This is a genomic window from Cobetia amphilecti (genome assembly GCF_020217465.1).
Classification (GTDB): Bacteria; Pseudomonadota; Gammaproteobacteria; order Pseudomonadales; family Halomonadaceae; genus Cobetia; species Cobetia amphilecti.
Genome location: NZ_CP084115.1, coordinates 34,184 through 58,873 on the forward strand (window position 1 = coordinate 34,184; position 24,690 = coordinate 58,873).

At 64.5% G+C, this 24,690-nt stretch carries 22 protein-coding genes; 18 read left to right on the forward strand and 4 right to left on the reverse strand.

Annotation, left to right across the window (positions count from 1 at the left end; all coding sequences use genetic code 11):
- The first annotated feature begins 3 nt into the window (after positions 1–3).
- Together ubiH and LCW13_RS00155 are read left to right on the forward strand one after the other, a co-directional pair.
- Positions 4–1,266 (forward strand): 2-octaprenyl-6-methoxyphenyl hydroxylase, encoded by a 1,263-nt coding sequence (gene ubiH / locus LCW13_RS00150; RefSeq protein WP_153635011.1) that lies wholly within the window; start codon positions 4–6, stop codon positions 1,264–1,266.
- Between the two features lie 204 nt (positions 1,267–1,470).
- Entirely contained in the window at positions 1,471–2,796 is a 1,326-nt protein-coding gene (locus LCW13_RS00155; RefSeq protein WP_153635012.1) for a UbiH/UbiF/VisC/COQ6 family ubiquinone biosynthesis hydroxylase, read from the forward strand.
- Between the two features lie 208 nt (positions 2,797–3,004).
- Here LCW13_RS00155 and LCW13_RS00160 read toward each other — a convergent pair whose 3' ends face one another.
- The 3 genes from LCW13_RS00160 to gpmI form a co-directional block, all read right to left on the reverse strand.
- Complete coding sequence (locus tag LCW13_RS00160; RefSeq protein WP_153636739.1) at positions 3,005–4,390, reverse strand: S41 family peptidase; 1,386 nt, start codon at positions 4,388–4,390, stop codon at positions 3,005–3,007.
- 235 nt (positions 4,391–4,625) lie between these two features.
- Positions 4,626–5,795 carry a murein hydrolase activator EnvC family protein gene (locus tag LCW13_RS00165; RefSeq protein ID WP_172978605.1) on the reverse strand — a complete coding sequence of 390 codons (1,170 nt, stop codon included), beginning with the start codon at positions 5,793–5,795 and terminating at the stop codon, positions 4,626–4,628.
- 118 nt (positions 5,796–5,913) lie between these two features.
- Positions 5,914–7,476 carry a 2,3-bisphosphoglycerate-independent phosphoglycerate mutase gene (gene gpmI / locus LCW13_RS00170; protein ID WP_153635014.1) on the reverse strand — a complete coding sequence of 521 codons (1,563 nt, stop codon included), beginning with the start codon at positions 7,474–7,476 and terminating at the stop codon, positions 5,914–5,916.
- Between the two features lie 444 nt (positions 7,477–7,920).
- Between gpmI and LCW13_RS00175 the strand changes: the two genes are divergently transcribed.
- The 11 genes from LCW13_RS00175 to LCW13_RS00225 all read left to right on the forward strand — a co-directional run bounded on the left by LCW13_RS00175 (position 7,921) and on the right by LCW13_RS00225 (position 16,575).
- A complete protein-coding gene (locus LCW13_RS00175; protein ID WP_043331622.1) occupies positions 7,921–8,340 on the forward strand; it encodes a rhodanese-like domain-containing protein in 420 nt (139 codons plus the stop codon).
- Between the two features lie 125 nt (positions 8,341–8,465).
- Complete coding sequence (gene secB / locus LCW13_RS00180) at positions 8,466–8,969, forward strand: protein-export chaperone SecB (RefSeq protein WP_043331620.1); 504 nt, start codon at positions 8,466–8,468, stop codon at positions 8,967–8,969.
- A 165-nt stretch (positions 8,970–9,134) separates the two neighbouring features.
- Entirely contained in the window at positions 9,135–9,881 is a 747-nt protein-coding gene (locus tag LCW13_RS00185; protein WP_153635015.1) for a 16S rRNA (uracil(1498)-N(3))-methyltransferase, read from the forward strand.
- A 212-nt stretch (positions 9,882–10,093) separates the two neighbouring features.
- The gene (gene gshB, locus LCW13_RS00190) at positions 10,094–11,065 is read left to right on the forward strand and encodes a glutathione synthase (RefSeq protein ID WP_043331619.1); all 972 of its coding nucleotides are present in this window, start codon (positions 10,094–10,096) and stop codon (positions 11,063–11,065) included.
- Between the two features lie 108 nt (positions 11,066–11,173).
- Positions 11,174–12,088, forward strand: coding sequence for an energy transducer TonB (locus LCW13_RS00195; protein ID WP_153635016.1), 915 nt, complete (start codon positions 11,174–11,176; stop codon positions 12,086–12,088).
- A 15-nt stretch (positions 12,089–12,103) separates the two neighbouring features.
- Positions 12,104–12,661, forward strand: a complete 558-nt coding sequence (locus LCW13_RS00200; RefSeq protein ID WP_043331610.1) for a YqgE/AlgH family protein — start codon at positions 12,104–12,106, stop codon at positions 12,659–12,661.
- Positions 12,654–13,109, forward strand: a complete 456-nt coding sequence (gene ruvX / locus LCW13_RS00205; protein ID WP_054556397.1) for a Holliday junction resolvase RuvX — start codon at positions 12,654–12,656, stop codon at positions 13,107–13,109. The genes LCW13_RS00200 and ruvX overlap by 8 nt, the downstream gene beginning before the upstream one ends.
- Positions 13,110–13,207: 98 nt before the next feature.
- On the forward strand, positions 13,208–13,741 hold the full coding sequence (pyrR, locus tag LCW13_RS00210) for a bifunctional pyr operon transcriptional regulator/uracil phosphoribosyltransferase PyrR (RefSeq protein WP_225347453.1): 534 nt from the start codon (positions 13,208–13,210) through the stop codon (positions 13,739–13,741).
- A complete protein-coding gene (locus LCW13_RS00215) occupies positions 13,738–14,790 on the forward strand; it encodes an aspartate carbamoyltransferase catalytic subunit (RefSeq protein ID WP_052384301.1) in 1,053 nt (350 codons plus the stop codon). Before pyrR ends, LCW13_RS00215 begins: the two co-directional genes overlap by 4 nt.
- On the forward strand, positions 14,787–16,052 hold the full coding sequence (locus tag LCW13_RS00220; RefSeq protein WP_225347454.1) for a dihydroorotase: 1,266 nt from the start codon (positions 14,787–14,789) through the stop codon (positions 16,050–16,052). The genes LCW13_RS00215 and LCW13_RS00220 overlap by 4 nt, the downstream gene beginning before the upstream one ends.
- 337 nt (positions 16,053–16,389) lie before the next feature.
- Positions 16,390–16,575, forward strand: a complete 186-nt coding sequence (locus tag LCW13_RS00225) for a tautomerase family protein (RefSeq protein WP_043331603.1) — start codon at positions 16,390–16,392, stop codon at positions 16,573–16,575.
- A gap of 288 nt (positions 16,576–16,863) precedes the next feature.
- Here the strand turns inward: LCW13_RS00225 and serA are convergent, their stop codons facing one another.
- Positions 16,864–18,114 (reverse strand): phosphoglycerate dehydrogenase, encoded by a 1,251-nt coding sequence (serA, locus tag LCW13_RS00230; protein WP_043331602.1) that lies wholly within the window; start codon positions 18,112–18,114, stop codon positions 16,864–16,866.
- Between the two features lie 321 nt (positions 18,115–18,435).
- On the opposite strand from serA, the gene xseB reads away from it, so the two are divergent.
- The 5 genes from xseB to LCW13_RS00255 all read left to right on the forward strand — a co-directional run bounded on the left by xseB (position 18,436) and on the right by LCW13_RS00255 (position 24,516).
- A complete protein-coding gene (gene xseB / locus LCW13_RS00235; protein WP_225347455.1) occupies positions 18,436–18,720 on the forward strand; it encodes an exodeoxyribonuclease VII small subunit in 285 nt (94 codons plus the stop codon).
- On the forward strand, positions 18,720–19,652 hold the full coding sequence (locus LCW13_RS00240) for a polyprenyl synthetase family protein (RefSeq protein ID WP_225347456.1): 933 nt from the start codon (positions 18,720–18,722) through the stop codon (positions 19,650–19,652). The genes xseB and LCW13_RS00240 overlap by 1 nt, the downstream gene beginning before the upstream one ends.
- Before the next feature lie 12 nt (positions 19,653–19,664).
- Positions 19,665–21,587, forward strand: coding sequence for a 1-deoxy-D-xylulose-5-phosphate synthase (dxs, locus tag LCW13_RS00245; RefSeq protein WP_225347457.1), 1,923 nt, complete (start codon positions 19,665–19,667; stop codon positions 21,585–21,587).
- Between the two features lie 239 nt (positions 21,588–21,826).
- Positions 21,827–22,456: a glutathione S-transferase family protein gene (locus LCW13_RS00250; RefSeq protein WP_192839049.1), complete on the forward strand. Its 630-nt coding sequence runs from the start codon at positions 21,827–21,829 to the stop codon at positions 22,454–22,456.
- A gap of 758 nt (positions 22,457–23,214) precedes the next feature.
- On the forward strand, positions 23,215–24,516 hold the full coding sequence (locus LCW13_RS00255) for a DUF4172 domain-containing protein (protein WP_225347458.1): 1,302 nt from the start codon (positions 23,215–23,217) through the stop codon (positions 24,514–24,516).
- Positions 24,517–24,690 lie beyond the last annotated feature (174 nt).

The window sequence follows — 24,690 nt, forward strand, 5'->3', positions numbered from 1 at the left end:
GCCATGAGCGAGCCTGAAGCCATGAGCGGGCGTGATGCCGAACACTTCGACATCGTGATCATCGGCGGCGGTCTGGTGGGCGCCAGCCTGGCCTGTGCGCTGGCGCCGCTGATGGCGCGTGTGGCCGACGAGAAGGGCCTTGAGGCCGCAGCGTTGCGTGTCGCCGTGATCGAGGCCAATGAGCTGCCCGCGGCGACGGCAGACGCCCAGCGCTTTCAGCCCAGTTTCGATGCACGTGCCAGCGCCATCGCGGCGGGCTCACGCCAGCGGTTCACCGCCTTCGGGGTCTGGGAGGCGATGTGCGAGCACGCCACGCCGATTCGCACCATCCATGTCAGTGAGCGCGGCCACCTGGGCGCGACCCGCATGCGGGCCTCCGAACTCGAGGTAGCCGCGCTCGGCCACGTGATTCCCAATGCCTGGATGGGCCAGGTACTACATCGCCAGCTGGCCGAGCTGCCGCTGGCCTGGTATTGCCCGGCGCGCGTGGCAGAAATCGCCGTCACGGCGCAAGGCCATCGCCTCACGCTCGAGGATGGTCGTCTGATCGAGGCTGAGCTGACCGTGCTGGCGGATGGCGGTCGCTCCGGACTCAAGGAGCGCCTCGGCATCCACAGTGCGGCGCAGGACTATGAGCAGCATGCCTTGATCGCCACGGTGGAGATGAGCCAGCCTCACCAGGGAGTCGCCTACGAGCGCTTCACCAGCGAAGGCCCGATGGCGCTGCTGCCGCTGGCCGGCAAGCGCATGGAGCTGGTGTGGACACGCTCGCCCGCGGACACGGGAAGCCTGATGGCGCTGCCCGACAGCGACTTCCTGCAGGCGCTGCAGCGCGCCTTCGGTGAACGCGCTGGACGCTTTCGCCGCGTCGGGCAACGCCACGCCTATCCGCTGTCGTTGGTGCGTGCCAGCGAGGGCACGCGTCCCGGCCTTGCGGTGCTCGGCAATGCCGCCCACGCCCTGCACCCGGTGGCAGGGCAGGGCTTCAATCTGGCGCTGCGCGGCGTGACCGACCTGGTCGCGGCCATCGAGGCGGGCCTGACGCGTGGCGAGTCGCCGGGGGCCACCAGTGTGCTGAGTGACTTCGAGGAACGGCGCGGCGCGGATCGCGACAATGTGGTGCTTTTCAGCGATGGCCTGATCCGTCTGTTCGGGGTCGAGAGTCGTTGGCTGGGGCATGCACGGGCAGCGGGCCTGATCGGGCTCAATCTGGTCTCGCCGCTCAAGCGCCTGTTGGCCAGACGCTCGATGGGCATTGAACGCTGAGGTTGGTGGGTGCTCGCTGACTTGGCTCGTGGGCAGAGCCTCGCAGGCAGGGCGTCACTGACAGGGCGTCACTGACAGCGCCTTGGTGTCGAGCCACGCGACGGGGCTTCGAGATCAGGGCACGAGATTGGTCTTCGAGATCAGGCTACGAGACAGAACTACGAGACAGAACTACGAGACAGAACTTCGAGACAGGGAGCAGGCATGAAGGACGGTCGATCAGCAGGTAGCGCACATGACGCCGATGTCGCCATCGTCGGTGCCGGTATCGTCGGTGCCACCCTGGCGCTGCTGCTGGGGCAGGCGGGACTGCGGGTCATGCTGGTCGAGGGGCGTGAGTCCGCGACCCGCTGGCAGCCAGATAGTGCCCCCGAGCCACGGGTGAGTGCATTGACGCCGGTCTCTCAGCAGCTGTTGAGCGGTCTGGGTGTGTGGCCGACGATCGCCGCCAGTCGCTTGATGCCCTATACCGGCATGCAGGTGTGGGACGCAGAGGGCAATGGCGAGATCCAGTTCAGTGCCGAGGACAGCGGTGTGCCGGTGCTGGGGCATATCGTCGAGAACCGGGTCACGCTCGCCGCGCTGGAGCAGGCCATCGATGCCTGCCCGGCAATCACGCGCTGCTTCGGGGCGCGTGTGGCAGGCATGGCACTGCCACGCTCAGGCGCTACATCAGTAGTGAATGCTTACCAACTAGATGAGGCGGAAGCGACCAGCCTGACGCTGACCGATGGCCGGACAGTCACCGCGGCGCTGGTGGTCGCGGCGGATGGTGCGCGCTCACGGCTGCGCGAGCTGGCCGGGATCGCCACGCGGGAACACGACACCGGCCAGGTCGCGCTGGTGGCCACGGTGCGCACCGAACTCGCGCATCAGGCCGTCGCGCGTCAGCGCTTCCTGCCGACCGGGCCGCTGGCCTTCCTGCCACTGGCCGTCAATGACGCCCTGGCTCAGCCGGCCGAGGGAGCCTCGGCCGCAGAACGGCATTGCTCCATCGTGTGGTCGACCACGCCAGAGGAGGCCGAGCGGCTGCTGGCACTGTCACCGGCGGCATTCTGTAGTGAGCTGGAAGACGCCTTTGAAGGTCAGCTCGGCGCCATCGAATGGGCGAGTGAGCGCTTCAGTTTCCCGCTGCATCAGCGCCACGCCGAAGACTATGTGCTGCCGGGGCTGGCGCTGGTAGGGGATGCTGCGCATGCCATTCACCCGCTGGCAGGCCAGGGCGTCAATCTGGGTTTGATGGACGTGGCGGTGTTGGCAGACGAGCTGCTGGCAGGACATCGCCGCGGGGTGGCGCTTGGCGACGAGCGCTGGCTGGCGCGCTATCGCCGCCGGCGTCGCAGCGACAATGCCATGATGCTCAAGATGATGGATGGCTTCCGGCTGTTGTTCGGCAGTCGTCAGCCGGGCGTGCGGCTGCTGCGCAACTTCGGGCTTGGTTTCGTCGACGGCCAGGGCGAGTTGAAGCGTATCCTGATGCGTCAGGCGATGGGGCAGCGGGGTGAGTTGCCCGCCAGCTGCAAGCCGTAACAAGAGTGAAGGTGATGTAGTATATGACCTGCCGGGTATGTGAGTGCCAACTATCATTGCTTGGGCGCAGGATTGGCCGATCGCCGCCACACAGCGCTATATATCTCCATACAAGTGCGCATGTCATGCCCCCTGCAACGACAAGGCCCCGCCATCTGGCGGGGCCTTGTCGTTGTGGCCTGATGATCAAACGATCATGGCGTAATGCTTACTCGTCGCTTGTGGGCACGGTGGCCTTGAGCGCCGCGCTGCGCCCCAGCACGTTCATGCCCTTGAGCAGATTGAGCGCCTCACCCAGCTGATAGTCGCTTTCCGCCACTACCGGGCTGTCGGGTGCCTTGCTGCTGGCGGATTCGCTGGCGGCGTTGGCATTGTCGAGGCGCCCGTCGAGGTCTGCCTCGCGCACGCTGAAGTCACGTCGCGTGTCGCGCTCGAGACGGCCTCGCACGACCTCGACATCCGGGCGAATGCCCTCGGCCTGGATCGAACGTCCGCTGGGCGTGAAGTAGAGCGCGGTGGTCAGCTTGAGCCCATCGCCATTGCCCAGCGGCATCACCGTCTGGACCGAGCCCTTGCCGAAGCTGTCGGTGCCCATGATGATGGCGCGGTGTTGATCCTGCAGCGCGCCGGACACGATTTCCGCGGCCGAGGCCGTGCCGCCATTGATCAGCACCACCAGCGGGGTGTCGCCCGCCGGGGTATCGGGCTTGGCCGAGAAAGACAGCTCGCTGTCGGGCAGGCGGCCTTCGGTGTAGACGATGCGGCCGCTGGACAGGAACAGGTCACTGATCTCGACGGCGGCCGAGAGAAGCCCGCCGGGGTTGTTGCGCAGATCCAGCACCAGCCCCTTGAGCGGCTCGCCATCGTTGTCTTCCCGCAGCCTGGCCAGCGCCGTGTGGGCCTCGTCACCGGTCGCGCTCTGGAACTGGCTGATGCGCAGATAGCCATAGCCCGGGTCCAGCAGGCGCTGACTGACGCTGCTGCTCTTGATGATGGCCCGCTCCAGCACCACTTCGCGCGGCATGTCGGCGCCCTCGGACAGAATCAGCAGCCGAATGCGTGAGCCTGCCTCACCGCGCATCAACTTGACCGACTCCGACATCGACAGGCCGTCCAGCGGCGTATTGTCGATCTTGAGGATGACGTCTCGCGGCTGCAGGCCCGCACGCGCCGCCGGGGTGTCGTCGATGGGGGCGATGACGGTCAGCTGGCCATCGTCGCCGGTGCCGACCTCGATACCGATGCCGCCAAACTCGCCATCGGTATTCTCGCGCAGGTCCTGCCAGTCTTCCTGATCCAGATAGGCGGAGTGCGGGTCCAGCCCTTCGAGCATGCCGCGCATGGCATTCTTGAGCAGCGTGCGGTCATCGACCTGATCGACGTAGGTGCGCTTGATGCGCTCGAAGACCTCGGCGAAGGTGCGCAGCTCATCCAGCGGCAGGTCCGTGCCCTGGCGGGCATCCTGAGCGCTGTCGGCCGGTGAGGTGACATCTTCTGCACTGGCCGGCAGTCCGCCACCCAGCAGGGCAAGGCTCAGCGGCACGCTGACCGCCAGCTGACGCAGGCGGCGCGGGGCAGGACGGAACGGCGACATTGCAGACATGCGATTTCCTTCTCGACGGATACTGACTCGACTGGTACCGAAATGCGCTGAGCGCCGGGGCCGGATGTCGAGGCATGGCAGGGGGAACACCGCCCAGCATGCTCGCAGTCACAGGCTACTGCGAGCATATCCCGCGCGAGTGCCTGGCGACTAGCCCGCTGGCTAGCGGTGGCATTCAGCGCTGGCTGACAATCAGGCGATGCGTGAGGTGCCGCTGCCAGACACTTCAGCGGCGCGAGAGCCAGCGACTCGGGTCTGTCGGCTGACCGCTGCGGCGCACTTCGAAATAGAGCGCCGGGCCATCACGCCCGCCGCTGCTGCCGACACTGCCCAGCTGCTGGCCGCGTGACAGGCTGTCGCCCGGGCCTACGCTGAAGCTTGCCAGGTGGGCGTAGAGCGTCAGCACGTTGTCACCGTGATCGAGTATCAGCAGGTTGCCATAGCCGCGCATCCAGTCCGCGAAGACCACGCGACCGGCGTGCGGCGCCGTGACGGCGGTACCCTGCGTCGCGCGAATCAGCACGCCATCACGGTTGACGCCCTCGCCACGTCCATAGGCGGAGATCACCTTGCCCGGCGCCGGCCAATCCATCTTGCCCATCGCACGCGTGATGCGGGTCCTGGGGGGCGGCGCGCTCTTGATCGACTTGAGGCGCTTCTCGAGGGTCTGGATCAGCTGATTGGCATGCGCGCGGTCCTGGTCCAGTTCGGCGATCTTCGCCTCATGGCTGGCATAGCGCGCATCCAGCTTGCGCAGCAGGGCGGCGCGTTCATTCTGTTGCGCGATCAGCTGACTGGCCTGCCGCTTGAGGCCTGCCTGCACGTCATCCAGGCGTGTCTGGCGAGCCAGCAGTTGTGCGCGGGTGTCGGCCAGTGACTGGTTCAGCTCGGCCAGGCGCTCCAGCGCCGCACGCCGTGATTCGCTCAGATGGTTCAGATAGACCTGCAGGCGCTCAAGACGTGCGGGATCATCCTGGTTGAGCAGCAATTTCAGTTCAGGCTGACGACCGAGGCGATAGAGGGCGGCCATCTCTTCGGCCACTGCCGCCTTCTGGGCCGTCTGCTGCTGACTGAGGGCTTCACGCTTGCGCGTCAGTGCCACCAGCTGCTGCTTGATGTCATCGCGCTCATCCTCGAGCTTGCCGGTCTGCTGGCGCGTGGCATTGAGCTGGCGCTCGATCTTCTCCAGCCCGTTGCGGGTGTCGCTGCGCCGCGCTGCCGTGGCCTTGAGCTCGCCCTGCATCGCCTGGATCTCGCGCTTGAGGCGCTTGAGGTCTTCCTGGGAGGCCTGCTTCTTCTGGGTCAGGGTGGCGGTGTCGTCAGCGGCCTGCGCGGTGGTCGACACCACGGGGCCGAGTGCCAGCGGGGCGAGACTCAGCAGCCAGGCAGACAGCACAACGCCGGAGACTCGGCTCCGGCGCTTGAAGATTCGGGGGCGGTCGCCCAGCCCGAGCGGCTTGCTCGGGCTGGGCGAGAGGCACGACGCACCGAAGGGTGCGCCATGCAGCCTGCTATCAGGCCTCGGCATAATCGACCAGCACCTTGCCATCCATCTCTTCCGGCACCGACTGGCCCATCATGGTCAGCAGGGTCGGGGCGAGATCGCACAGACGCCCGTCGGCGGCCAGCTTGGCATCGCGCTGCGTCACGTAGATCAGCGGCACCTCGAAGGTGGTGTGCGCGGTCTGCGGATTGCCGGTTTCCGGGTGCACCATCTGCTCGGCGTTGCCGTGGTCGGCGGTGATCAGGCATTCGCCTCCGACCTTCTCGAGCGCCTCGACCACGCGTGCCACGCACTTGTCGAGGAACTCGACGGCCTGGACGGCGGCATCGAACTTGCCGGTGTGGCCGACCATGTCGCCGTTGGCGTAGTTGCAGACGATGAGGTCGTAGCCGCCGGACTCGATGGCTTCCACCAGCTTGTCGGTGACTTCGCCGGCGCTCATTTCCGGCTTCTCGTCGTAGGTCTTCACGTCCTGCGGGGACGGCACGAGGATGCGCGTCTCGCCGGGGTATTCCTCTTCACGGCCACCGGAGAAGAAGAAGGTGACGTGTGCGTACTTCTCGGTCTCGGCGATGCGCAGCTGGGTCAGGCCACGGTCGGACACGACCTCGCCCAGGGTGTTGTGCAGCTCGGACGGCGGGAAGGCTGCCGGCGCCGGGATGTCGGCGGCGTACTGGGTCATCATCACCAGGCCGTCGTGGGCCAGCTTGGGCGGTGTGCGCTCGAAGCCTGCGAAGTCCGGCTCGACGAAGGCGCGGGTCAGCTCGCGGGCACGGTCGGCGCGGAAGTTCATGAAGATGGCCGCATCGCCTTCCTGCATGGCGACGGAATCGCCGATGCGGGTGGCGGTGACGAATTCATCGGTCTCATCGCGCTCGTAGGCGGCAGCCAGACCGGCGACACCGGTGGCGGCTTCATGCTCGGCTTCGCCGTTGGCGATCAGGCGGTAGGCCTGCTCGACGCGGTCCCAGCGGTTGTCGCGGTCCAGTGCGAAGTAGCGACCGACCAGCGTGGCGACACGGCCGTCTTCCAGGCCCAGGCCCGCGAGGTGCTCATCGGCACGCGCGATGGAGGCCTCGGCGCTCTTGGGCGCGGTGTCGCGGCCATCGGTGATGGCGTGGATATAGATGCGCTTGGCGCCCCGCTCGGCGGCCAGGTCGGCCATGGCCAGGGTGTGGTCTTCGTGGGAGTGGACACCGCCCGGAGATAGCAGGCCGATCAGGTGCACGGCACGCCCGGCCTTGACGGCGGCATCGATGGGCGCGGTCAGGATGGCATTGTCCTTGAGGGCATTCTCACGCACCGCCTTGGTGATGCGCGTGAAGTCCTGATAGACGATGCGACCGGCACCGAGGTTCATGTGGCCGACTTCGGAGTTGCCCATCTGGCCGTCCGGCAGGCCGACGAAGCCACCATCGGTGTGAATCAGTTCGCTGGGATATTCACGACGCAGGCGGTCCATCACCGGCGTGTCGGCGGCGAGGATGGCGTTGTCCTTCTCCTCTTCGCTGTGACCGTAGCCGTCCAGAATGATTAGGGCGACGGGACGCGGACCTTGTGCTTGAGCTGCCATGACTTCCTCGCTGTGATGACGAATGATCTGGGGTGAGCAGGGGCCGGGATGACAGGATGATGTTCGACGGGCGACGCATCATGCAGCTGTCATGTCCTGCGGCCATGCTGTGGCGCATCCGTGGGGCAGAACCCTCGGCGGAAACGACATGTAGTGATAAAACTACCTGCTCGTTCTGCCCTCTATTAGAGGGGTGGTAAGGTGCCGAGTGCAAGTGCCGCAAGTGTATCGCCGGGATTGGGTTGCGCTATCGGTGGATCGCCCCGGCCCGGCTGAGCTGACAGCAGCCGGCGCATCGCCCGGCTACGCCTTTTTGATGCCATGCAGCGGCATTCATGCTTGGGCCTGTCATGTATAATGCTGGCTCCGTTACCTCAGGTAGCGGTCTATTTCCTTTGCCGCGTACGCGTCGGCATGCACGTCACAGCGGAGTTAGCCCGTCTCATGATCGAACAGCTGCTTCAGTTCGCGCAGAATCATCCCTTGCTGGTCGGCGCCTTCGTCGCCCTGCTGGTCGCCCTCATTGTCATGGAAACCATGCGTGGCAACCACGGCGTCAGCGTCAGCGAGGCCACGCGACTGGTCAATCGCGAAGAGGGTGTCTTCATCGACATCCGCGACAGCAAGGAATTCAAGGCCGGTCATATCGCCGGTGCCGTCAACGTTCCCAGCAGTCAGCTGACCAGCGAGACCACTCCGCTGGCCAAGTACAAGGAACGCCCGGTGATCATCGTCTGCAAGCATGGCCAGACGGCGGGACCGCTGGTGGCGCGCCTCGAGAAGGATGGCTTCAAGCAGGCCGTCAAGCTCAAGGGCGGCATGGGCCAGTGGGAAGCCGACAGCCTGCCGGTCGTGACTCGCTGAGTCGCAGACTCGCACGTCGCGTGTCTACCAGCTGTCATTGCCCCGCTGGCTGGGCAAGTTTGCGGGTCTGCTGGAGGCCGGCTCGCAACCAAGAATAAATCTCCGAACCCTCAAGGATATGTCTCATGGCTGAAGAACAGAACGCACAGGCTGCAGCAGGCGCAGAACAGGCTCAGGATCAGCTCCAGTTTGCCCTGCAGCGCATCTACGTGAAGGACGTGTCCTTCGAAGCCCCGAATTCTCCGGCGGTCTTCTCCCAGCCGTTCCAGCCGAAGGTCGCGCTGGAGCTGGATACCGAGCACCAGCAGGTCGGTGAGGAGCTGTTCGAAGTCTCCATCAAGGTCACCGCACAGGTCACCAATGGCGAAGACAAGACCACTGCCTTCCTGGCGGAAGTCGAGCAGGCTGGCCTGTTCCGTATCGCTGGCCTGTCTGCCGAGCAGCTGGACCACACCCTGGGCGCCTTCTGCCCGAACGTGCTGTTCCCGTATGCGCGTGAAGCCATCGACAACCTGGTCAACCGTGGCAGCTTCCCTCCGCTGATGCTGGCTCCGGTCAACTTCGAGGCCATGTACGCGCAGCGCAAGCAGCGTGAAGCCCAGGGCGCCGCCGAGGCGACCGCTCACTGATCAGTGAGCCGGCCTTGATTGGCCACATGACAGGTACGACCAGCGACGGGCCCCAGTGGCCCGTCGCTGCGTTTTTGGGCGACAATGACCGCCGCCTTGCCTGCGATGCTGCATCGACTCATCGCGGTTCACTTTCATTGCTTCTCTGTCCGCGAGACCCCGTCCATGGCCATCCGTCTGTACTGCCCCGATCTTGATCTCAATGTCAGCGCCGGGGCGTCCTTCGCGCTCCCCGAGGGGCCTGCACGCCACCTCGGGCTGGTGCTGCGTGCCAAGGTCGGCAGTGAGGCGCAGCTGTTCGATGGCCGTGGGCAGGAGGTGCGCGTGCTGCTGGAGGAGGTGACCCGCAAGGGCGTCAGCGTGCAGGTGATCGAGGCGGTGCCCAATGACCGCGAGGCGCCGCTGGCGGTGCATCTGGGGCAGGCGATCTCCAAGGGCGATCGCATGGATTACGCCATCCAGAAGGCCTGTGAGATGGGCGTGGCTGCCATCACGCCACTCTACACCGCGCGTGGCGACGTCAAGCTCAAGGGCGAGCGCGCCGACAAGAAGCTGGCGCACTGGCAGGGCGTGGCGGCCAGCGCCTGCGAGCAGTGCGGAAGAAGCGTCGTGCCGGTCGTGCATGCCCCGGTGGCGATGACGCAGTGGCTGTCCGAGCGTGATGAGCCGCTGCGCCTGATTCTGCAGCCGGGCGGTGCCGAGGCGCTGAACGTGGCCGAGGCCGAGGGCGGCGTGACCCGTGCCAGCCTGCTGATCGGCCCGGAAGGCGGCTTCACGCAGGAAGAGGTGGCAGAAGCGGCCGCAGCCGGTTGTGAAGTGCTCGGCCTGGGGCCGCGTATCCTGCGCACCGAGACGGCGCCGGTGGTGGCGCTGACCTTGCTGCAGCAGCGATTTGGTGACCTGCCGCGCTGATCTCCCGTCATCTGGCACCCGGGCGGAATTGTTGATCTGCCGGCAACACAGCGTGAGCCGGCAAGGGCGTTTCGCCAGTGGTGAGCAGCACGGCGCTGCTGCATACTTGTCCCATCGCTCCCGCGCCATGGTGTCATGTCGCGACGGGAGTCTCCGTTATCCCCGCTGCCGGCCGCGTGCCGGGCTGGCAGTGTCGTCACAAGGTTGCCTCAATGACTGCTCGCAAGCTCAAGATCGGCGTGGTGATGGACCCGATGTCCAGCGTCGCCTACAAGAAGGACACCACTCTGGCCATGTTGTGGGCCGCCAGCCAGCGTGGCTGGTCGCTGCACTATCTCGAGCAGGAAGACCTCTATCTCGAGAATGGTCGCGCCATGGGCCGGATGCGTGATCTGGAGGTCTACCACGACCCGGACAACTTCTATCAGCTGGGCGAGGTCGTCGCGACTCCGCTGGCCGAGCTTGACGTGATCCTGATGCGCAAGGATCCGCCCGTCGACGAACACTTCCTGAATGCCGTTCACCTGCTGGGCTTTGCCGAGCGGGAAGGCGTGCTGGTGGTCAATCCGACGGCCGCGCTGCAGACCTGCAACGAGAAGCTCTTCGCTCAGCAGTTCCCGCAGTGCATCCCGCCGACCACCGTGTCGGCCAACGACAAGGTGCTGCGCGCCTTCCACGCCGAGCATGGCAACGTGATCTTCAAGCCGCTGGATGGCATGGGTGGCAGTGGCATCTTCCACGTCGCCGAAGATGGCCGCAATCTCGGCTCGGTGATCGAGCAGCTGACGCTGCGGGGCACCCGTCAGATCATGGCCCAGCGTTATGTGCCGGAAATCAGTGCCGGCGATACGCGCATTCTGCTGGTGGATGGCGAGCCGGTGCCGTTCGGCCTGGCGCGCATTCCCAGCGCCGGCGAGACGCGCGGCAACCTGGCGGCTGGCGGACGTGGCGAATCGCGTGAGCTGACCGACCGCGATTACTGGCTGATCGAGCAGGTCAAGCCGGTGGTGAAATCATTGGGGCTGATGTTCGTCGGCCTGGACGTGATCGGCGACTACATCACCGAGATCAACGTCACCAGCCCGACCTGCGTACGCGAGATCGATACCCAGCGCGGCACTGATATCGCCGGTCTGTTGATGGATGCCATCGAAGCGCGTCTGGCGGCGCAGACGCCCGCCTGATCAACGTCGCGGTGAGGTCGGCACCAGTTGGCTGACCCGCAATGGATTCGCAGTAAACGGCAAGGAAGCCGAAGCTGCCAATGAGGTTCCGTGGACAGGGAGTGGGGTATGGCAGCACCCGTCGAATGGTGGGCAGGCAATCATAGCGTCACCGACCCGATCACCTATGTACCGGTGACGCGGGTGCATCGCCGTGTGGTGGCATGGGGCGCGGCACTGGCCGTCCATGCCGTCATCGGCTGGTGGTTGCTGGGCAGCGGCCTGCTGACGCCGCCCGAGGTGCCGCCGATGCCAAAGCCGGTGATGCTCGATGTGACGCTGGTCAGTCAGGCCAGCACCACTGCCGTCGACTCGCAGGTGGTGGCCGAGCAGGACCAGCAGGCCAGTGGCAGCGGGCGCGAGGCAGCGGTGCAGGCCGGGCCAGTCAATCAGGCGCCCCCACAGCCGGGTGAGCAGAGTGCGTCCGAGGCCAGCGAGCCGGCCGTGTCGGAAGCCCAGGCCCCGGCCACGCAGGCGCTGGTACTGCCGGAGCGCATCCCCGAGGTGATCGCGACCCAGCAGGCGTCGTCACAGCAGGTGACGCGTTCCGAACTGCTGCCGGATACGCCGGACAATGAACAGCAGGCCAGCGAGCAGGACGTTCAGCGAATCCAGGCCTCCGGCCAGTCGCGTGAGGTGGTGGGTGACACCGCCTCACGCAAGGCGGCGCGTGCCTCGGCCCGCGCGCGCTATATCAATGACTGGACCGGCACGGTGCAGGCATTCGGCAATCAGCACTATCCGGCGCCTGCTCATCTGAGCGGCGAGCTGCGGATTCGCGCCGTCGTGCTGCCCAGCGGTCAGCTTGAGTTCGCGGAAGTGTTACAATCCTCGGGACATGCTGAACTCGACCAGGCGGCTCTGGATACGGTCTACGGCGCGGCTCCTTATGCGCCCTTTGATGAAAGTCTCAAGGGGATGAGCCAGCTGACCATCACCCGCATCTGGCGATTCGGCCCCGGCAACGATTCTGGCGCGCCCTGACGCCTCGGGAGGACCATGCAAAGTCTGCGAGACTATTTCCTGCTGGCGATGCCGCATCTCGATGATGACAATTTTTCCGGCTCGCTCAGTTACCTCTGTGATCATGATGACAAGGGCACCCTCGGTGTCATCGTCAACAAGCCGATCAAGCTGACCATGCGCGGTCTGTTCGAGCAGCTCGAGATCGCTGCCGACAGCTGTGAGCGCCTCGATGAGGTGGTCTATTACGGTGGCCCCGTCCACAAGGACCGCGGCTTCATCCTGCATCGCGGCAAGGCCAGCGAGTGGGATTCCAGCCTGCAGGTGACCGACGAGCTGGCGCTGACCACCTCGTTGGACATCCTGAAGGCGATAGCCGGCAACGAAGGCCCTGATGACTTCATGGTGTGCCTCGGCTGCGCTGGCTGGGAGCCGGACCAGCTCACCAACGAGCTGAAGGAAAACAGCTGGCTGATCGTCGAAGGCGACAGCGGCATCCTCTTCGATGCCGACAGCGAGTCCCGTCTCGAAGCGGCTGCCAGCAAGCTGGGCGTCGACATGAATCTGATGTCGCGGGAGATCGGGCATGGCTGAGCGGCAAGTCAGCCGTACGGCGCTGGCGTTCGATTTCGGCACGCGCCGCATCGGTGTCGCGGTGGGCACCGAGATGCTCGGCACCGCGACGCCCCTGGTGCCGCTGCATGTGCGGGACGGCATTCCGGACTGGAATGTCGTCAATCGCCTGATCGAGGAATGGCAGCCCGACCTGTTCGTGGTCGGCCTGCCCCTCGAGCTGGACGGCAGCGAGACACTGATGTGCAGCCGAGCCCGCAAGTTCGGCAAGCGCCTGTATGGCCGCTACGGCAAGCCGCTGGAAATGTGGGATGAGCGCGGCTCCACCAAGGCGGCCAAGGGCTTGGCGCGCGAGCGCGGCCACCGCGGCAATTATCGCGATGATGGCGTGGACGGCCTCGCCGCTCAGCTGATTCTCGAGAGCTGGTTTGCAAGCCAGCGAGGCGAGGGCGACCTTGTCGGTTACTGAATACTCCACCCGCTTCCTTTCCGGAAGCGGGTTTTTTTTGTCTGTTTGCCGCCATCCGGCAGGGAAGATAGGAAGCGATATCCATGCAAGAGTCTGAGATGCACGAAGAACATGAGGCACTGCCAGAGGTCGAGGCACTGCTCGAGGCCATGACCGAGGAGCTCGAATTGCTGTTCGAGCGCCGTGAACTCGATCGTGAACGTCTGATTCCGGTCGGCATTCATACCGGCGGTGTCTGGGTCGCCCAGGCACTGCGTGAGCGGCTGGGGCTGGAAGAGCCCCTCGCGACACTGGATATCGGTTTCTGGCGCGACGACTTCGGCCACAAGGGCCTGCCGGATGGCGGCCAGGGGTCACAGCTGCCGGATATCGAGAACCGCGATCTGCTGCTGGTGGACGATGTGCTGATGAGCGGACGTACCGTGCGCGCGGCGCTCAATGAGCTGTTCGACTATGGCCGTCCGCGCCGCGTGCTGCTGGCCTGCCTGGTAGAGCTGCCGGGACGTGAGCTGCCGGTGCAGCCGGACGCCCTGGGCGCCAACCTGGCGCTGGCGCCCGGCAAGCGCATCAAGCTGGAAGGCCCCGGCAACCTGCGCCTGACACTGGTCGATACCGGCGAGGTGACGGCATGAACCTGTTTGATCTCTCGCAGGCCAGCGCGGACGTGCGGGCTGCCTCGCCGGCACAGGTCCAGCTGGATGAGCAGGGCCGGCTGCGCCACTTTCTGGATATCGAAGGCCTGCCGCGCAGCGTGTTGACCGAGATTCTCGACACCGCCGATCACTTCCGTGGCATCGGCGATGCCGAGGTCAAGAAGGTGCCGTTGCTGCGCGGACGTACGGTGGCCAACCTGTTCTTCGAGAACTCGACCCGGACGCGTGCCACCTTCGAGCTGGCCGCCAAGCGTCTGTCGGCGGATGTACTCAATCTGGACATCAAGACCTCGTCGGCCGCCAAGGGCGAGTCGCTGATGGATACCCTGGTCAATCTCGAGGCCATGCAGGCGGATGCCTTCGTGGTGCGTCATGGCGACTCCGGCGCGGCGCACTTCATCGCCAGCCAGATCACGCCGCATGTGGCGATCATCAATGCCGGCGACGGTCGCCATGCGCACCCGACCCAGGCGATGCTCGACATGCTGACCATCCGCCGCCACAAGGGCGAGTTCGCCAATCTGCGCGTCGCGATCGTCGGTGACATCCTGCATTCACGCGTCGCTCGCTCGCAGATTCAGGCGCTCAATACGCTGGGCGCAGCGGAGGTGCGGGTGGTCGCGCCGCAGACGCTGCTGCCCATCGGGGTCGAGACGCTGGGCTGTCAGGTCTTCACTGAACTGGCAGCAGGGCTGAAGGATGTCGATGTCGTCATCATGCTGCGCCTGCAGAAGGAGCGCATGGATGGCGCGCTGCTGCCCTCGGAGTCGGAATACTACCGCCGCTATGGCCTGACCCGCGAAAGCCTGGCACACGCGCACCCTGACGCCGTGGTGATGCATCCGGGGCCGATCAACCGGGGTGTCGAGATCGAATCCGCCGTCGCGGATGGTCCGCGCTCGCTGATACTCGATCAGGTCACCAACGGTATCGCGGTGCGCATGGCGGTGCTGTCGATGGCGGTCTCCGGACAGATGAAGGCGCGCGCCGAGCGCAGGGGTGAACGTTCACGAGGAGCTGGCGCATGAAACGCAGCCTGATCAATGCACGGGTGATCGACCCGACCAACGGCCTCGATGGCCAGTACGACCTCCACCTCGACGGCGGTCGCCTGATCGCGATCGGCGAGGCGCCGGCGGATTTCAGTGCCGAGCAGCGCGATGATCTGGCGGGCAAGCTGGTCACGCCGGCCTTCATCGATCTTGGCGCGCACTTGCGCGACCCGGGTCCGCGCTACAAGGGCAGCCTGGTCAGTGAGTCGGCTGCCGCACTGGCGGGTGGCTACGCGACCATCCTGCCGCGGCCCGACACCAGCCCGGTGCTCGACAGCGCCTCGCATATTCGTACGCTGCTGGACCGTGCGCGTGATGTGGCGGGGGTGCGTCTTGCGCCGCTGGGGGCACTGACGCAGGGACTGGACGGTGATCTGCTCGCCAATATGGCCGCGCTCAAGTCCGCAGGCTGCGTGGCACTGACCAACCTGCGCCAGCCAATACGCGATCTCGGCGTACTGCGCCGTTGTCTGGAGTACGCGCGGACCTTTGATATCACCGTCGTGTTCCAGGCCCAGGAGGCCGCCTTGGCTGGGCAGGGCTGCGCCCATGAGGGCGCCATTGCCTCACGTCTCGGGCTAGCCGGCATTCCGGAATCTGCCGAGACGGTCGCTCTGACCCAGTGGCTGCTGTTGATCGAGCAGACCGGTGTACGGGCGCATGTGTCGCTGCTCTCCAGTGCACGGGCCGTGGAGCTGGTACGTGATGCCAAGGCCAGAGGGCTGGATATCAGCGCGGATGTGTCGATGGCGCAACTGCACTGGACCGATGAGCAGCTGGAAGGCTTCAACGCCAATTTCCATCTGGAGCCGCCACTGCGCAGCGCGGCAGACCGGGATGCGCTGCGGGCAGGTGTGGTCGATGGCACCATCGACGCCATCGTCAGTGATCATCTGCCCCATGAAGCCGCAGCCAAGAGCGCGCCCTTCGCGGTATCCGAGCCCGGCATGACCAGCCTGGAAACCATGCTGCCGCTGGGGCTGGCGCTGGTGGAGGCCGAGCTGCTCAGCCTGCCTCGCCTGATCGAGACATTGACGTTCAGTGCCAGACGCTTCGGACTCAAGGGCGGCATGCTGGAAGTGGGCGAGTACTGTGATCTGGCGGTTATCGATATGGAACAGGAGTGGCGTGTCTCAAGCGAGACGCTGGTCAGTGCCGGCCATAACACGCCGCTGCTTGGCATGCTGTTGAACGGTCGCGTCGAAGAAGTGCTGCTGGGTGATTCCTGCTACGCCTAAGCAGTGTTTCACGTGGAACATGATGCTTGAGATATTTGGCTAAAGCGCGCCAACAGACTGATAGCCAAGCGATTTTTTGAATGACGTATGGAGAGAATTGGCTGCTTTTTCGTAAAGCAGCCAATTTCTTTACCAGCCTATGCCGCAGACTGACATCGCTGGGCTGCGCTCTTTGCTGCCGGCAGATGTTTCACGTGGAACAATGGCTTCAGGAGCGATTTGCGAGAGCCCATTGGCCACAGCGCCTTAAAGCGGCTGTGGCAATAGCGAGCAAGGCGGCTGGCCAGGCTGATCTGGCATGTAGAAAAAGAGATCTGAACAACAAGGAGAGAAAACCATGCCGATGATTCGTGCGGAATTTCTGACTGGCAAGACACAGGAACAGAAGCGGGAGCTGGTGGAGGCGTTGACGCGCGAGACGGCTCGCGTATTGGGCGTGCGTGAGCAGTCTGTCTGGGTGGTGCTGCAGGAAGTGGAGCCGGAAAACTGGGCCGTCGCTGGCACGCCATTGTCAGAGCGCTAAGAGAAGAAGTTTCAACTGGGCACTTGTTCTCAACTATCTGATTCAGACGGTGTTTTACGAGGAATCAAGATGTTCCACGTGAAACACGCCCCTGGTCTTGGCCCGGCATTGCCAGTGTATGGAAAACCGGCTGAGGCATGACAGAGGCATTAAAGAGGGGAGTGGGACGCAGGGCACGGCGAGCAACGCGCCTGGTAATCCGGAACAAAAAAACGCCGCAGCCATTTCTGGCTGCGGCGTTTTCATTTGCCTGCCCTCTGCTCCACGGCCATGAAGCAGAGCACGGACTCAGTTCTCGAAATCAGCTTCCGAGTACAGGGTTCGGATACGCAGGGTATGGTCGACGGTCTTGAGCGCTTCGAGCGCTTTCTTGCCGTAGGCCTTGTCGACATCGATGACCACATAGCCGACCGTGTTGTTGGTCTGCAGGTACTGGCCAGAGATGTTGATGCCTTCCTCGGACAGCACCTGGTTGATGCGTGACAGCACGCCCGGGACGTTGTCGTGGATATGCAGCAGACGGTGCTTTTCCGGGTGCGCCGGCAGGGCGACTTCCGGGAAGTTGACCGAGCCGATGGTGGTGCCGTTGTCGGAGTAGGTCACCAGCTTCTCGGCGACTTCGACACCGATGTTTTCCTGGGCTTCCATGGTGGAGCCACCGACGTGCGGCGTCAGGATGACATTGTCGAACTCGCGCAGCGGAGACACGAACTCTTCGCCGTTGCCTTTCGGCTCTACCGGGAAGACGTCGATGGCGGCGCCCAGCAGCTTGCCGCTGGAGAGGGCTTCGGCCAGGTCTTCGATGACGACGGTGGTGCCGCGTGCCGCATTGATGAAGACGCTGTTCTGCTTCATCAGCGCGAACTGCTGCTTGCCCATCATCCACTTGGTGGAGGGGATTTCCGGCACATGCAGGGTGACGATGTCAGCGCGCGCCAGCAGCTCTTCCAGGCTTGCCACCTGACGGGCATTGCCCATGCCGAGCTTGGTGACGGCATCGTAGTAGATGACGTCCAAGCCCAGGGATTCGCTGAGCACGGACAGCTGGGAGCCGATGCTGCCGTAGCCCACGATGCCCAGCGTCTTGCCGCGGACTTCATGGCTGTTCTTGGCGGATTTCATCCACTGGCCACGATGTGCCTTGGCGCTCTTCTCCGGCACGCCGCGCATCAGCATGATGGCTTCGGCCAGTACCAGCTCGGCGACCGAGCGAGTGTTGGAGTAGGGCGCGTTGAACACGGGAATGCCGCGCTTCAGTGCGGCTTCCAGGTCGACCTGGTTGGTGCCGATGCAGAAGCAGCCGATGGCGGTGAGCTTCTCGGCAGCGGAGATCACGCGCTCGTTGAGCTGAGTGCGGGAGCGAATGCCGATGAAGTGCACATCGCGGATCTTCTCGATCAGTTCTTCCTCGGCCAGCGAGGTCTGAAGCAGTTCGATGTTGGTGTAACCCGCGTTGAGGAAATTATCCACGGCGGATTGGTGGACACCCTCGAGCAATAGAATCTTGATCTTGCTCTTGTCCAGGGACGTCTTGGCCATTGTCGGATCAACCCTCTCGCCGGTCATGCCGGCGTTTCTGTTCGTTTGGTCTTTTTCATGACCTGCTGGCGTGTCACACCTCAAGAAAATGCCAGAGAAACAGCGGGGCGTGCTGTCAACAGGGGAGCAAAGAATATCACAGCCGACGGGGCCTCCGGATGAAATGTCCGCGTGCCGGGCATGAAAAATTCACAGCACAGCCGTTTGATGTGACTCTTCCTCCGTGCGCAGGGGGTGGGCAGCGTCGTGAAGCCCTTCGGGTTATACTGGCGCTCCACACAGAGACACCGGGCCCGCCCGGTCGGATGAGCGAGAGCACCCATGGCCGAAAAGGAAGTGCCACAGGATTTCGCCGCCACCCTGGCCCGTCTTGAAGGGTTGGTGACGCGGCTCGAGGCTGGCGACATGTCGCTGGAAGCGTCACTGGGCGCTTTTGAAGAGGGCGTGGGACTGGCGCGTGAGGCGCAGCAGCGGCTCGACAGCGCCGAGTTGCGCCTGCAGGCATTGGTGGAAGGCCCGGAGGGAGCGCTGACGCCCACGGCGTTTACGGCGCCCGATGCCGCAGGCAGCATGGCGGGTGAAGCGGACGAGGAGAAGGACTGGTGATGTCAGGTGGATTGAATACGCAAGTCACGCCGACAGCATCGCAGGCCAGCGAGCTGATTCGCTCTGGACAGGCGCGCAGTGAGGCCGTGCTTGAGGCGTTGTTGACTCCCGGCAGTGCGGCGGTGAGTGAGCGTCTCGAGGACGCCATGCGCTACAGCGTGCTGGGTGGCGGCAAGCGTCTGCGCCCCGTGCTGCTGTATGCGGTGGGTCGTGCCCTGGGCTGCGATGAGGAGGCCGCTGACCGCGCTGCGCTGGACGCGGCGGCAGCGGCGCTCGAATTGGTGCATGCCTATTCGCTGGTCCATGATGACCTGCCGGCCATGGACGATGACGACCTGCGGCGTGGCCGTCCCACCGTGCATCGCGCCTTCGATGAGGCGACCGCCATTCTCGCGGGCGATGCCCTGTTGACGCTCTCCTTCGAAGTGATGGCGACGACCGGCCATGTACGGACACCGGCCCTGGTGCGTACCCTGGCCGAGGCCTCCGGGCGGCGCGGCATGGTGGCCGGTCAGGCGCTGGACCTCGAGGCGGTCGGCCAGTTCCGCGAGGTAGAGGCGCTGTCACGCATGCATGCCTACAAGACCGGCGCGCTGATACGCGCCGCGGTCCGTCTGGGCGGATTGGTGGCAGTCGACGAGCAGGATTCGCGTCTTGCTGCCCTGGAGCGCTACGCTTCGGCTATCGGCCTGGCCTTCCAGATCCAGGATGACATCCTGGACGTGACGGGCGACACCGCAACGCTTGGCAAGACGGCCGGTGCTGACGCTGCGCGCGACAAGCCGACCTATCCCTCGCTGCTTGGACTCGATGGTGCTCAAGAGCGAGCAGGTCAGCTACTGCAAGAGGCCCTGGATGCCCTGGCACCGTTGGGAGAGGCCGCAGAGCCACTCGCGGTGCTGGCGCGCTACATGATCGAGCGAGACCACTGATTCCTGACGCCTATGAAGCTGTTTGACGAGATACCTCAGGCGCGCCCCGCGACGCCACTGCTCGATGCGGTCGAGACACCTCAAGCGCTGCGCGCCATGAGCGCGGCACAGCTGCGCCAATTGGCTGACGAACTGCGCGCCTACCTGCTTTACAGCGTCGGCTGTACCGGCGGGCACTTCGGTGCCGGGCTCGGTGTGGTCGAGCTGACCGTGGCCCTCCACCATGCGCTGGAAACGCCCCATGACCGTCTGGTGTGGGACGTGGGTCATCAGGCCTATCCGCACAAGATTCTGACCGGCCGTCGTGAAGCCATGTACAGCATGCGCCAGTACAACGGCCTGTCTGCCTTCCCCAAGCGTGCCGAGAGCGAGTTCGACACCTTCGGGGTGGGCCATTCCAGCACCTCGATCAGTGCGGCGTTGGGCATGGCGCTCGGCGCCCGCACGGCGGGTGAGTCACGGCGCGCCTGTGCGGTGATCGGCGATGGTGCCCTGACGGCTGGCATGGCGTTCGAGGCACTGGCGCATGCCGGGCACGTGAAGGCCAATATGCTGGTCGTGCTCAATGACAACGAGATGTCGATCTCCGAGAACGTCGGCGGCCTGGCAAGCTATCTGGCACGTATTCTGGCCAGCAAGCCGTATACCCAGATGCGCGCCAACGGCAAGCGACTGCTGTCGCCCTTGCCGGGTGCGCTGGAGCTTGCCAAGCGTACCGAAGAGCACATGAAGGGCTTCATCAGCCCGGCGACGCTGTTCGAGGAGATGGGCTTCAACTACATCGGCCCCATCGACGGCCATGACCTGCCGGCGCTGGTGCAGACGTTGCGCAACATGCGTGATCTGGATGGCCCGCAGTTCCTGCATGTGGTGACGCGCAAGGGCAAGGGCTTCCTGCCGGCGGAGCGTGACCCGATCGGTTATCACGCCATCACCAAGCTCGAGAAGGCCGCGCCTCAGGCAGCCGAGCAGGCGCCTGCCGTCACCGACGCGCCGGCTCCCAAGCCGCAGAAATACTGCAGCGTCTTCGGCAACTGGCTGTGTGACGCCGCCGCCGCGGATGCGCGCGTCATCGGCATCACGCCGGCCATGCGGGAAGGCTCGGATCTGGTGCGCTTCTCGAAGGAATATCCTGATCGCTACTACGATGTCGCCATCGCGGAGCAGCACGCGGTGACAGTGGCAGCGGGCATGGCCTGTGAGGGCATGAAGCCGGTGGTGGCGATCTATTCCACCTTCCTGCAGCGTGGCTATGATCAGCTGATCCACGATGTCGCGGTGCAGAAACTGGACGTGACCTTTGCCATCGACCGTGCCGGTCTGGTCGGCGAGGACGGCCCGACCCATCACGGCAGCCTGGACATGTCGTTCCTGCGCTGCGTGCCGGAGCTGGTGCTGATGGCGCCGGCCGATGAAGCCGAGTGCCGTGGCATGCTGAGCGCGGCACTGGCCCACTCCGGGCCTGCCGCAGTGCGCTATCCGCGCGGTACCGGGCCGGGGGTGGCCACCGATGCCGACCTGACGCCAATGGCCATCGGTCAGGGGGAATATCGCCGTCGTATCAGCGGCAGCCCCGAGGTGCGTGTCGCCATCGTCGCCGTGGGCAGCATGAACACGCCGGTGGCCGAGGTCGCCGAGGCGCTGGACGCGACCCACTTCAATCTGCGCTCCATCAAGCCGCTGGACCGTGAGGCATTGCTCGAGATCGCCGCGGAGCACGACCTGGTCGTGACCGTCGAAGAGAATGCCATCGCGGGTGGCGCGGGAGCCGGCGTGGCCGAGCTCTACCTGAACGCGGGACTGGCTCAGCCCATGTTGCTGCTGGGGCTGCCGGATGGCTTCGTCGAGCATGGCAAGCCGGTCGAGCTGCTGCGTGATTGCGGTCTGGATGCCGCCGGCATCCGCGCCAGTATCGAGGCTCGCCTCGGCAGCTGATCCTGGTGACATGCAATACCGAAACGCCTGTGGATGACTCGAGAGTTCGAGTTGTCCACAGGCGTTTTTCGTTGTGTGACTGCCTGCGGCGAGACGGCGAAGGATGCATGGAAACTCCGCGACTTCCCGCCCATGCTGGATGACCATCAAGCCCTCTGCTCAAGCAGCCAGGGCCTGGCTGGCGCGAAAGCCGTCACCTGCGCCAGTCACCACCGCAACGCCACGGAGTGCGCCCGACCATGTTGACTCTCTACAGCTATCCGAATTCCCGCTCGCTGCGGGTCGCCTGGACGCTCGAGGAACTGGGGCTCGATTACCGGATTCATAGTCTGGATCTGAAGGCCGGTGAGGGGCACAGCCCTGAATACCTGGCCATTCATCCCGATGGCAAGGCGCCAGCCCTGGTGGATGGTGAGCTGGCCCTGTTCGAGTCCAGTGCCATCTGTCGCTACCTGGCGGCGCGAGAAGGGCGCCTGCTGCCACAATCGCTGGCCGGGCAGGCACAGATGGATCAATGGCTCAGTTTCCTGACCACCGAGCTTGAGCAGCCGCTGTGGACATTGGCCAAGCACACCTTCGCGCTGCCGGAGGACCAGCGCTGTGATGCCATCAAGCAGACAGCCCAATGGGAATTCCAGCGTGCTCTCAAGGCACTTCAGCGCCGCTTCGATGGCCAGGGCTGGCTGGTGGCCGATGAATTCAGTGTCGCCGATATCTTTCTCGCCCAGACCCTCAGCTGGGCGCAGATGGCCGGGCAACCTCTGCCGGCCGTGCTTGAACAATGGGGCGAAGAGGTGCGAGCGCGTCCTGCCTGCGAGCGGGCCCGCCAGCGCGAGCAACAGGCCGCCGAGGAGCGTCAGCAACACTGAGCCCTGTTGCCGGAACCGTCATAGAACGCCGTCACAGGCCAAGCTGACGGGCTGATCTGTCCTGCATGTACTGCATGTTCTGCAATGACGTCATGAAAGCGCTCTGAGAGCGCGCACACGCCACGAGGCGCCATCCTGATATCAGGTGGCGCCTTTTGCGTTTCTGGGCCTCAGAGGCGCTTGCAGGACGCCTGACGAGGTTGAGGGGTCACCCTGCTCGTTCAGCGGCGTCAACTGTCTGGGGCGCGCCCCAGGCTGTCTGGTGGCGGGCTGACCCAGGTCGGTTCGAGACAGGTCGGTTCGAGGCAGGGCGGTTCGAGGCAGGGCGGTTCGAGGCAGGGCGGTTCGAGGCAGGGCGGTTCGAGGCAGGGCGGTTCGAGGCAGGGCGGTTCGAGGCAGGGCGGCGCGAGGCAGGCCCTCGATCGAGGGCGGGTTTCAGGCATTCGGTGGTGAATGATGCGCTGTTGAATATTTTGCGTATCTATTAATGATTCGGTAATTGGTTGTTTTCGTCATGGTGGTCAAGTGTTGATCGTGATGAGGGCGAGGGCAGTACTCATGCGTTGTGAGTGGCGACATATCCGATGAAAATCATGGGGTTGAGAGGTTTATTAGATTTTCATGACATGACATTGATCAAATCAAAAGCGATGATCGTATCTTTGCTATTTTGCGCATCATTAATTGATTCGGTATGTGGTTTATTGCGGATCTTTTTGATAAGATGTTGGTGAAAACATCAATGGGAATAACAACTTATGTGGATCTGGCAGCAGCCTGACTGGCCACGGGGGCGGTTGGAGGTCATGCCCTTGATGGGGCAGTTGGCGGCGACCCAGGCGGTGATGTCGCCGCTGGTCGCTCAGGGACAGAATCTCTATCCCCGACAACGCCTGCGTCTCGAGGCGACGCTCCTCAGCGAAGAGATGGAAGCCAGTGCCCAGCTGTCCGGCGTGGTGCTCGGGCGGGCGGCGTTGCGTGATGCGCTGTATCAGGCGCTGGGGCTGGAGTCCGGCCATCAGGAGTCACCGCGCGGGCCGGCACCTGGTGTCGACGTCTTCGTGGATGTGACGCTGGAAGTCGTGCGCACGGCATTCCAGCCGCTGAGCCGCCAACAGGTGCTCGAGTGGCATCGGCGTCTGGGGCCTTTCCTGCCGCGCAGCAGTGGTCAGCCTCTCGGGGCATGGCGCGAGGCGCGCTACGAGGCGGTCAGCGGTCGTTACGGTCTCAAGCGCTTGCGTTATCGCGCTCCGGCGGAGAACCCCGATGCGTTGGACCGGGAGCTGGATGTCTTCTGGCAGCGTCTGGCGACGGAAGAACCGGATGTGGATAACTCAGGGGTGTTGAATGCCCTGCAGCTGCATGCGCACTGGCAGGCGCTCGCACCGCTGGCCTTGGGCAACGGCTTGATCGGGCGCTTGCTGCTGATGCGCTGGCTGACACGAATCGATGCCCTGGCCGCGTTGCAGCAGCAGGGCGAGTTTGTCGGCAAGGCCGCCGAGCGCTGGGAGTCGGAAGCGCTGGAGCAACTCTGCTGGCGCCGCCAGGCGCTGTTCTCGGTGGTGCTCGAGCATCAGGACGAATTGCGCGAGCTGGAGCAGCGTTATCTCGGCAAGCCCCAGACCTCGGCCAGCGGCCATCCGCTGCCGCCGCAGCTGGACCGCGCGCTCAATGGTGAGGGGGAGGATGCAGCGCCCGGTGACATGAATGTCTGGTCCGAGTGGTGGCTTTTGCGTCTGCGCGACGCCGGTCGTCGGACGGCCTTCCATTACCAGCGCGTCCAGCGCGCCGAGCGACTGTGGCTGGAGCACGCGCGTACGCCGCTGAATGCCCGCCAGCGCGAGCTGGTACTGACATTGTTGGAGCGAGACGACGAAGAGGGCGTGGGGCGCGCCGAATACCGCGCCCTGGTCGATACCTCCGACCCTACCGCCGCCCGCGATCTCGCCGATCTTACCGCCAAACAAGTACTGGAAAGTTACGGTGTCGGGCGCGGTACCCGGTATCGCTTGCCGGTCTTTGCCCCTCAGGGAGATAGCCCTGTGAGAGACGAGCCCTGAAGCGTCAAAAAAATCGCGAAAAAAAGCGGGAAGGGTCATGACGACTCTTCCCGCCTTTTTGAGGTGGCTTGCCGATGTTCTCAGTGCCGTGTTCTCAGTGCCGTGTTCTCAGTGCCGTGTTCTCAGTGCCGTGTTCTCAAGCCGGTGTGCTCAAGAGCGCCGGCCAGCGTGGCG

What these genes read in the sequence shown, in the direction of transcription:
- pyrR (WP_225347453.1), top strand. Translation starts at nt 13,208, where the DNA reads ATGCACGAAGAACATGAGGCACTGCCAGAGGTCGAGGCACTGCTCGAG.
- LCW13_RS00200 (WP_043331610.1), top strand. Translation starts at nt 12,104, where the DNA reads ATGCAAAGTCTGCGAGACTATTTCCTGCTGGCGATGCCGCATCTCGAT.
- LCW13_RS00175 (WP_043331622.1), top strand. Translation starts at nt 7,921, where the DNA reads ATGATCGAACAGCTGCTTCAGTTCGCGCAGAATCATCCCTTGCTGGTC.
- LCW13_RS00220 (WP_225347454.1), top strand. Translation starts at nt 14,787, where the DNA reads ATGAAACGCAGCCTGATCAATGCACGGGTGATCGACCCGACCAACGGC.
- ruvX (WP_054556397.1), top strand. Translation starts at nt 12,654, where the DNA reads ATGGCTGAGCGGCAAGTCAGCCGTACGGCGCTGGCGTTCGATTTCGGC.
- serA (WP_043331602.1), bottom strand. Translation starts at nt 18,114, where the DNA reads ATGGCCAAGACGTCCCTGGACAAGAGCAAGATCAAGATTCTATTGCTC.
- LCW13_RS00240 (WP_225347456.1), top strand. Translation starts at nt 18,720, where the DNA reads ATGTCAGGTGGATTGAATACGCAAGTCACGCCGACAGCATCGCAGGCC.
- xseB (WP_225347455.1), top strand. Translation starts at nt 18,436, where the DNA reads ATGGCCGAAAAGGAAGTGCCACAGGATTTCGCCGCCACCCTGGCCCGT.
- LCW13_RS00155 (WP_153635012.1), top strand. Translation starts at nt 1,471, where the DNA reads ATGAAGGACGGTCGATCAGCAGGTAGCGCACATGACGCCGATGTCGCC.
- dxs (WP_225347457.1), top strand. Translation starts at nt 19,665, where the DNA reads ATGAAGCTGTTTGACGAGATACCTCAGGCGCGCCCCGCGACGCCACTG.
- LCW13_RS00185 (WP_153635015.1), top strand. Translation starts at nt 9,135, where the DNA reads ATGGCCATCCGTCTGTACTGCCCCGATCTTGATCTCAATGTCAGCGCC.
- LCW13_RS00195 (WP_153635016.1), top strand. Translation starts at nt 11,174, where the DNA reads ATGGCAGCACCCGTCGAATGGTGGGCAGGCAATCATAGCGTCACCGAC.
- gshB (WP_043331619.1), top strand. Translation starts at nt 10,094, where the DNA reads ATGACTGCTCGCAAGCTCAAGATCGGCGTGGTGATGGACCCGATGTCC.
- LCW13_RS00250 (WP_192839049.1), top strand. Translation starts at nt 21,827, where the DNA reads ATGTTGACTCTCTACAGCTATCCGAATTCCCGCTCGCTGCGGGTCGCC.
- LCW13_RS00215 (WP_052384301.1), top strand. Translation starts at nt 13,738, where the DNA reads ATGAACCTGTTTGATCTCTCGCAGGCCAGCGCGGACGTGCGGGCTGCC.
- LCW13_RS00255 (WP_225347458.1), top strand. Translation starts at nt 23,215, where the DNA reads ATGTGGATCTGGCAGCAGCCTGACTGGCCACGGGGGCGGTTGGAGGTC.
- gpmI (WP_153635014.1), bottom strand. Translation starts at nt 7,476, where the DNA reads ATGGCAGCTCAAGCACAAGGTCCGCGTCCCGTCGCCCTAATCATTCTG.
- LCW13_RS00160 (WP_153636739.1), bottom strand. Translation starts at nt 4,390, where the DNA reads ATGTCGCCGTTCCGTCCTGCCCCGCGCCGCCTGCGTCAGCTGGCGGTC.
- secB (WP_043331620.1), top strand. Translation starts at nt 8,466, where the DNA reads ATGGCTGAAGAACAGAACGCACAGGCTGCAGCAGGCGCAGAACAGGCT.
- LCW13_RS00225 (WP_043331603.1), top strand. Translation starts at nt 16,390, where the DNA reads ATGCCGATGATTCGTGCGGAATTTCTGACTGGCAAGACACAGGAACAG.
- ubiH (WP_153635011.1), top strand. Translation starts at nt 4, where the DNA reads ATGAGCGAGCCTGAAGCCATGAGCGGGCGTGATGCCGAACACTTCGAC.